Source organism: bacterium (assembly GCA_040753085.1).
Classification (GTDB): Bacteria; UBA9089; JASEGY01; order JASEGY01; family JASEGY01; genus JASEGY01.
Window position 1 is genome coordinate 1 of the sequence record JBFMHI010000132.1, and the last position, 7535, is coordinate 7535.

Genomic DNA, 7535 nt, shown 5'->3' on the forward strand with positions numbered 1-7535 from the left:
CTCCCATCAAGGGAGGGGAAGCTCTTATGCCGACGCTGTCAGGACAAAAGGAGATGAAACTTAACCCATAGCACTATAATCTGTAATGAGCTTACTTTTTTAACTTGATTTTGAGTAGATACTTAAATTGTAACTGCTCAGGTGGATAGACTGAAGGGGGAAGACTTTTAGGGACAAATAAGGAGGGGGAAAGCGATGATCAATGCCTATTCTTTTGGTTCCATTACTATTGACGGTAAACATTATTCTCACGATGTGATTGTCTATCCTAACCGGGTCGAGGCCAATTGGTGGCGGCAGGAGGGACATGGGCTATGTCCGGCTGATATTAATCAGGTTATGGTTGAGAAACCTGAGATCTTGATCATTGGCTGCGGGGCATCAAGCTGCCTTCGTGTCCCGCCAGAAACCAGAAGATACATTGAATCTCAGGGGATCAAACTGATGGCCCTACCAACGACTCAGGCCTGCCAGGAATTCAATCGGCTTCTGAAAGAGCAGAAACGAGTAGTGGCCGGACTCCATTTGACCTGTTGATTAGTTTCGAGTTTTGGGTTAGGAGGGCGATGGGGGAAAATCGACCTGCAATTTTTCGACCTGTATGGTTAGCTTAACCTTACTCACATCTTTTAAAAACCACGAAGCACACGAAGAACACGAAGAATTACAGAACAAATCTTTTAATCCCATTTACCTTACCCTTAAATTACTTTCTTCGTGAACTTCGTGTTCTTCGTGGTTTATTTTTGCTTTTCCCTACCAATCATACAGGTCGAAAAATAATGTAATTAATTTATGCACCGAAGGTGCAAAGGAATTTTAGCCGTAGGTTTCAACCTACGGAATATTAGATTGAAAATTGATTAAGCCCCGCAGGGGCGAAGGAAAAAATTTCGACCTGTGAAATAGGTTTATACAAATATCCCCCAATAGAGGGTGAGAAGGTGAGAAAGAGAATAAACAGGTCGCTCCTCTGGAGCTAATTTGTTATGAGAGATATATTCTACAAACATGTCGCTCCTCTGGAGCTAACCTGAATAAAGCTCCGTAGGAGCAATCTGTTTGTAGCAATTTCGCAAAAGCAATATATTTGCAGCTCCATAGGAGCGACCTGTTTTTAGTAGGAGAGCTATCTATATCTATGGAAAGTTTCTCGTCTCTTATTTAAACCTATTTCACAGGTCGAAAAATTTTGCCAATGGGGGTGAAGGAAAAGCCTGTCCTGGCGACAGGCCAGGGTTTGTGGTGTGTAGAGGCTAATAAAATCAACGCTCAATTTTATCCGAGAGCGTTCCTGAAATTGAAAGGAGGAGAGATAAAATGAAGCGAGAAGTTGAATACTTTGAAAAGCCCGGCCCGGAAAACACTGAAGCCTGTCTGGAGATTATGGAGGGTGTAGTTGAAGAGGGCTATCGTTACGTGGTCGTGGCTACCACCTCAGGTGAAACAGGCCTGGCCGCCGCGAAAAGACTGCAAGGCCGAGGAATAAATCTGGTGGTAGTTACCCATTCGGCTAATTTCAAAGGCCCTAACGTAGAGGAAATATCCCCGGATAAAAGGAAAGAAATCGAGAGCCTGGGAGCCAAAATCTATACGGGAACCATCCTTACCCATTCTTTAGAAACTGCCTTAGCGGCCAAGTTTTCCGGCGTCTACCCCACCACCCTGATTGCCCAAACCTTGAGAAGATTTGGAGAAGGACTTAAGGTCTGCTGCGAGATTGTTATGGAGGCAGTGGATGCCGGTCTTATACCGGAAGGTGAAGTAGTAGTAGCCGTGGGCGGAACCGGTCGGGGAGCAGATGCGGTCTGTTTGATCAAATCCGCGGCTTCTAAGAGATTCCTGGATTTGAAAGTGACCGAGATTTTGGCTAAACCAGGATAAAGAGTTGCGAATTGCGGATTGCGAATTGCGGATTGCGGATTGAAGATTTGTAACTACTCAAAACTAAGTTAAGCAGTTAGTTGGGAGACAAAGCAAAATTCCCTCTCCCTTGATGGGAGAGGGATAGGGTGAAGGTGAAATTGGCGGGCAATATTATTACTCTTGTTATTTCACCCTCCCCTAACCCCTCCCATCAAGGGAGGGGAAGCTCTTATGCCGACGCTGTCAGGACAAAAGGAGATGAAACTTAACCCATAGCACTATAATCTGTAATGAGCTTACTTTTTCAACTTGATTTTGAGTAGATACGAAGATTTTAAATCCGAAATCCGAAATCCGAAATCCGAAATAATGCGGCCTGTGCAAACCAATTAACCACAGATTGCACTGATTGTATATTTTTTGTAACTACTCAGGTGAATAGGCTGATGTCCATCAATTTTTCTTGACATATTCGGTTGCCAAGGGTATAATTGAACCTATCTTCTGTCTGGTCCGGAGGGCTATCATGCGATCAAGATTTGAACGTGGAGAAATTCGAAACTCGACGAGCCGCAAGCAGGTGCTCCGAACTCGAGACTATCTCTGGTTAGGGTTTATTCTTCTCTTAATGACCGGATGTGCTGGGGGATGGCGAGAAATAAGAGAAGATTATGTAATAGAAAATAATTACGGAGTCAGATGTATCCGACTTGGTCTTTGGAATGATGCCCTGATCTGGCTGGAGAAAGCCAGAGATAAAAAACCGGAGAAGGCTTCTATCCACAATAACCTTGGTGTGGTTTACGAATATTTTGGCCAGTTGGAAGAAGCCGGAAGAGCTTATGAAAAGGCGGTTGAGTTGAGTGGAGGGAAAAAGGTATATCGAGAAAATCTTCAGGCCTTTATAGAAGACAGAGGACAGAAGACAGAGGCAGAAGACAGTAGATAGTGGGCGGAGAGGTTGGTGGGGTTGAATGAGATGAAACTCAACAATACTCCAGGAAAAAGCTGGACATTTGGAGTGAGATATGGTATACTCTGCCAGTATACTGATCGCACTTAGGTTTTGGGGTGATAAGACACCAGACCACCAAATTTCATAAACTGAAAGGGGGAACTGAAAATGCAGGAGAAGAAACAAAATGAACTGGGCTCTATCTGGATAAGTAACGAGGTGGTGGGCACCATAGCCGGGTTGGTGACTACCGGGATAAAGGGGGTAGCCGGCATGAGCGGTGGTATTATAGAGGGGCTGGCGAAGAGATTGACCGGGACTCAATTGATGAAGGGAGTCAAGGTTGAGGTCGGAGAGAAAGAGGCTGTACTGGATATATCTATCATTGTTGAATATGGCGTCCGGATTCCGGAAGTGGCCTGGCAAATACAGGAAGCCGTTAAAAGAACGGTAGAGAATTTGACCGGCCTCTCGGTGGTCGAAGTAAATATCCAGGTCGAGGGAATCTATATTGAGGAAGAAAAAGAGTCGCCTCCAAAAAAGAGAGTAAGCTAAAACTGAATGCGGACTGCGGAGTTCGGATAGATAAGCTGAAGGCTGAAGGCTGAAGGCTGAAGGCTGAAGGCCAATCATCTACTCTCCGCATTTATTCCTAACAGTCTTCAGCCTTCAGCCTTAAATGAATAATCCGTAATCTAAAATCCGAGATTGAAAAAGGGGGTTGGAAAGATGAATCTTGCTTACCGGGTTAGTGTAGCCCTGTCAATAATGATCCTGTTTGTCATTGGAGCCGGATTGATAGTTGTATCTTTGGAATTTATTACCCCTGAAATAATCACCTCTTTCTGGCAGAGTCCAACCAGTAAAGATGCCCTGGCCTTAATCGGTCTTATCCTTTGGCTGGTCTGTCTTTTGGTTATACACACCGACTATAAGCTTACTCAGCAGGAAAAAGAAGGGGTGATTCTTCATAATCCACTGGGAGAAGTGAAGATATCCAGGACCGCCTTAATAGAAGCTATCCAACAGGTTGGCACAAAAGAACCTTATGTGAAAGAAATAAAGCGGACACGAATTAAATCTTCCCGAAAGGGGTTAAAGGTTCTTTTAAAAGCGGTGATCTGGACTGAAATACCTGTGCCTGAGGCAATGGCCACACTCCAGGAAAAGATTAAAGCCTACCTGGAAGGACTAATAGGTGTTCCTAAATGTCAAGAGGTGAGGGTTCTGGTAGTCAAAATCCTGCATACAGAATGGGCTCGACAAAGGAGTAATAGAGAGATTGACTGAAGGAGGGGAGAACTATGGATAATTTGAAGGAGAAATTTATGGAGTTGTTAGCGGCTTATCCGGGTATGGTTATTGGGGGGGGAGTCGGTTTACTGGCGGCGCTATTCGTGCTCACCTTCGGAATTTTTAACACCTTGATTTTAGTGGTGTGTGTTGGGGGAGGCTTAGTGATCGGCAAGATGCTGATGGAGAAATAAACTGGAAAGAGAGGTATCTCGGATCATTGATGCCCATTTAAACCAATCCGCCATCCGTCATCAGGGGGTCTATCGGATCATTGATGCCAATTTGAACCGGGCCAGGGAAGGGATAAGAGTAGCGGAAGAGGTGGCCAGGTTCATTATTAACTCGCTTCCTCTTAGTCAAGAACTTAAGGAAGCCCGGCATGAGATCAAGCGAATATCCGGAGCCTTTCCTAACATAAAGCTCCTTGAGGCTCGAGAAAGTGAGCACGATGTGGGACGATCAGTCAAGATGGAAAATGAGGGGCGAGGAAATTGGGAAGAGATAGTGCGGGCCAATCTGGGCCGGACTCAGGAAGCAATCAGGGTTCTGGAAGAAACCAGTAAAATTGGCTGTCCAGGTGCAGCTCCTGAATTTGAAGGACTTCGTTTTAGATTATATAATATAGAAAAGAAGCTGATACAGATTTTGACCAGAGGCCCCCTTAGTATCGGGGGCCTTTATGCTGTTCTGGATGACGGGGTCTTTAAAAAAGAGGCTATGTTGGAGGCCGCCCGAGAAATGATGGCCGGGGGGGCAGGGGTGATTCAGCTTCGGGGAAAATCAATGACTCCTTCTGAGCGGGTAAAAACAGGGGAAGACCTCCTCCGGCTGACAAAGGCGGCGGATATTCCCCTCATTATAAATGACGACCTGGCTACAGTCCTGGCTATTTCGGCTGATGGGGTTCATCTGGGACAGGAGGATATGCCTCTTCCTCTGGCCCGAAAGATCCTGGGTTATCAATATATTATCGGCTGTTCTACTCATTCTCTGGCCCAGGCCGAGCAGGCCGCGGCCGAAGGCGCCAACTATATCGCCGTAGGTCCCATCTATCGGACCTCTACCAAACCGGAAGCCGGTGAACCAGTAGGGATTGAGCTTATCAGGAAAATCAGGCAGACCGTTAGTCTCCCTTTAATTGCCATTGGTGGCATCTGTGAAGATAACCTGGCTGAAGTAATTGAAGCCGGGGCTGATGGAGCCGCCGTTATATCTGCCCTGGCTGAGGATACAGCCGTATCTGCCAGGAGGCTTTCCAAACGGATTGCCTCTCTTCAAGGTAGTACCCTGTCAGATTTGATTTGATAGGTTGGTCTCTTGTAGAAGCAATCTCCCTCAGCCTTCAGCCTATTTACCTAAGTAGTTACCTGTGCAGGGAAGATGAAACAGAGATGGAACAATCCGAAATCCGAAATCCAAAATCTAGAATTTACCCTACCCAGATGAAGCAAGCCAAAGAGGGGATTATTACCCCTGAGGTGGAAAAGCTGGCTAAAGTCGAGGGTTGCTCTTCATCTCAGCTTTCCGCCAAAACGGCCTCGGGCAAGGTAGTTATCCCTTTTAATATCAAGCACCGACCTTCTCAACCCTGCGCCATTGGTGAAGGGTTGAGGACTAAGGTAAATGCCAATTTAGGCACTTCACCTGAGGCAGGAAGTCTGGGAAGTGAACTGGCGAAGGCGGAGGTGGCCCTTTCGGCCGGGGCCAATACCTTAATGGACCTCTCTATTGGTGGAGATACAGGTCAAATAAGACGGGCCATCCTGGAAGCCACCCCTTTACCCCTGGGCACCGTCCCTATTTATGAGGCGGCCTTGAAGGCCGGGGAGATTACTCAAATGACCCCGGCGGGCATCCTGGAGACTATCAGGTCTCAGGCCGAAGAGGGGGTTGATTTTATGACTATCCATGCCGGGATAACCCTGGAGGCGGCCGGGCGGCTGTCAACCGGAAACAGGATTATGAGGGTAGTCAGCCGGGGGGGGGCAATCTTGCTTAAGTGGATGAGACATCATCAAGCCGAAAATCCACTCTACGAACATTTTGAGGAGGTGTTAGACATCCTGGCCCAATATGATGTGACGATAAGTTTAGGTGATGGGCTTAGACCGGGCTGTTTGGCCGATGCCTCAGATGAGGCCCAAATTCAGGAGCTAATCACCCTGGGTGAATTGACCAGAAAGGCCTGGGCCAGGGATGTTTCAGTCATTATTGAGGGGCCGGGCCATATGCCTATCGATCAAATTGAGGCCAATGTCCTTTTACAAAAACGTATTTGCGGCTCGGCGCCTTTCTATGTCCTGGGCCCTTTAGTTACCGATGTGGCCCCTGGTTATGACCATATTACAGCGGCCATTGGCGGGGCAGTGGCTGCCCAGGCTGGCGCGGATTTTCTTTGTTATGTTACCCCAGGTGAACATCTCAGGCTCCCTACCCCTGAAGACGTGAGGGATGGAGTCATTGGAGCCAGGATTGCGGCCCATGTCGGAGATATAGCCAAAGGTATTCCAGGGGCGATGGATTGGGACACTCAAATGAGCCGCTGTCGAAGCAATCTCGATTGGGAAGGACAGATCAAGTGGTCCATTAATCCCCAAAAGACTATGACTTACTGTGAAAGAAGACTATCGGCTGAAGGTGAGGTCTGCACTATGTGCGGTGAGTATTGCGCCCTTAAGGTGGGGCTAGAAAAGGGGTGATTAAGATGAAGGTGGAAGGGCAAATTAACCAATCCCGTCTTCTTCTGGTGCAGGGGGACATTACCAAAGAATCAACCGACGCCATTGTTAATGCGGCCAATTCTTCCCTGATGGGCGGCGGTGGCGTGGATGGGGCCATCCATCGGGCCGGGGGGCCGGCTATTCTGGAAGAGTGCAAGCGTATTCGGGCAGAAAGAGGCAGGCTCCCTACCGGTCAGGCGGTTATCACCACCGCCGGGAATATGGCGGCTAAATATGTTATCCACACGGTAGGGCCGGTCTGGGGTGGAGGCGACAAAAACGAGCCGGAGCTTCTGGCCAGTTGTTATCGGGAAAGTCTTAAGCTGGCCGCCGCCAGTGGCTGCCGTTCCGTGGCCTTTCCCTCTGTCAGCACCGGTGTTTACGGCTATCCGGTTAATCTGGCCGCTCCGGTAGCCCTTCAGACAGTGATCGACTTTCTCAAAGAAAACCCCTCTCTGGAAGAGGTTAGATTTGTCCTCTTTGATGCTGACACCTTCAAGGCTTACCAGAAGGCGATGGAGTATCTTCTCAATAAATCGGGGTAACTAGGCCTTGTCAAGTTAATATTTGGGTAACTACTCAAAACTAAGTTAAGCAGTTAGTTGGGAGACAAAGCAAAATTCCCTCTCCCTTGATGGGAGAGGGATAGGGTGAGGGTGAAATGGGCGGGCAATATTATTACTCTTGCTAAAAACCTT

Annotated in this window: 10 protein-coding genes; all 10 read left to right on the plus strand. The window is 47.6% G+C overall.

What is annotated here, in order from left to right:
- Nucleotides 1-195: 195 nt before the first annotated feature.
- Nucleotides 196-537 (plus strand): Mth938-like domain-containing protein, encoded by a 342-nt coding sequence (locus AB1797_11365; protein ID MEW5768197.1) that lies wholly within the window; start codon nucleotides 196-198, stop codon nucleotides 535-537.
- Between the two features lie 783 nt (nucleotides 538-1320).
- A complete protein-coding gene (locus tag AB1797_11370) occupies nucleotides 1321-1884 on the plus strand; it encodes a pyruvate kinase alpha/beta domain-containing protein (protein ID MEW5768198.1) in 564 nt (187 codons plus the stop codon).
- A gap of 128 nt (nucleotides 1885-2012) precedes the next feature.
- Nucleotides 2013-2135, plus strand: a complete 123-nt coding sequence (locus AB1797_11375) for a hypothetical protein (protein MEW5768199.1) — start codon at nucleotides 2013-2015, stop codon at nucleotides 2133-2135.
- Nucleotides 2136-2446: 311 nt separating this feature from the next.
- The gene (locus AB1797_11380; GenBank protein MEW5768200.1) at nucleotides 2447-2815 is read left to right on the plus strand and encodes a tetratricopeptide repeat protein; all 369 of its coding nucleotides are present in this window, start codon (nucleotides 2447-2449) and stop codon (nucleotides 2813-2815) included.
- A 174-nt stretch (nucleotides 2816-2989) separates the two neighbouring features.
- A complete protein-coding gene (locus AB1797_11385) occupies nucleotides 2990-3376 on the plus strand; it encodes an Asp23/Gls24 family envelope stress response protein (GenBank protein ID MEW5768201.1) in 387 nt (128 codons plus the stop codon).
- 174 nt (nucleotides 3377-3550) lie between these two features.
- Nucleotides 3551-4111, plus strand: coding sequence for an alkaline shock response membrane anchor protein AmaP (amaP, locus tag AB1797_11390; protein MEW5768202.1), 561 nt, complete (start codon nucleotides 3551-3553; stop codon nucleotides 4109-4111).
- A 14-nt stretch (nucleotides 4112-4125) separates the two neighbouring features.
- Nucleotides 4126-4308, plus strand: a complete 183-nt coding sequence (locus AB1797_11395; protein MEW5768203.1) for a DUF2273 domain-containing protein — start codon at nucleotides 4126-4128, stop codon at nucleotides 4306-4308.
- Nucleotides 4309-4387: 79 nt separating this feature from the next.
- Entirely contained in the window at nucleotides 4388-5422 is a 1035-nt protein-coding gene (thiE, locus tag AB1797_11400; GenBank protein ID MEW5768204.1) for a thiamine phosphate synthase, read from the plus strand.
- 122 nt (nucleotides 5423-5544) lie between these two features.
- Nucleotides 5545-6816 carry a phosphomethylpyrimidine synthase ThiC gene (thiC, locus tag AB1797_11405; protein ID MEW5768205.1) on the plus strand — a complete coding sequence of 424 codons (1272 nt, stop codon included), beginning with the start codon at nucleotides 5545-5547 and terminating at the stop codon, nucleotides 6814-6816.
- A gap of 5 nt (nucleotides 6817-6821) precedes the next feature.
- Complete coding sequence (locus AB1797_11410) at nucleotides 6822-7382, plus strand: O-acetyl-ADP-ribose deacetylase (protein MEW5768206.1); 561 nt, start codon at nucleotides 6822-6824, stop codon at nucleotides 7380-7382.
- The last annotated feature ends 153 nt before the right edge of the window (nucleotides 7383-7535 follow it).

Bases quoted from the DNA above. Each gene is read 5' to 3' on its own strand.
- AB1797_11410 (MEW5768206.1), top strand. From the start codon at position 6,822: ATGAAGGTGGAAGGGCAAATTAACCAATCCCGTCTTCTTCTGGTGCAG.
- AB1797_11385 (MEW5768201.1), top strand. From the start codon at position 2,990: ATGCAGGAGAAGAAACAAAATGAACTGGGCTCTATCTGGATAAGTAAC.
- AB1797_11365 (MEW5768197.1), top strand. From the start codon at position 196: ATGATCAATGCCTATTCTTTTGGTTCCATTACTATTGACGGTAAACAT.
- AB1797_11370 (MEW5768198.1), top strand. From the start codon at position 1,321: ATGAAGCGAGAAGTTGAATACTTTGAAAAGCCCGGCCCGGAAAACACT.
- amaP (MEW5768202.1), top strand. From the start codon at position 3,551: ATGAATCTTGCTTACCGGGTTAGTGTAGCCCTGTCAATAATGATCCTG.
- AB1797_11395 (MEW5768203.1), top strand. From the start codon at position 4,126: ATGGATAATTTGAAGGAGAAATTTATGGAGTTGTTAGCGGCTTATCCG.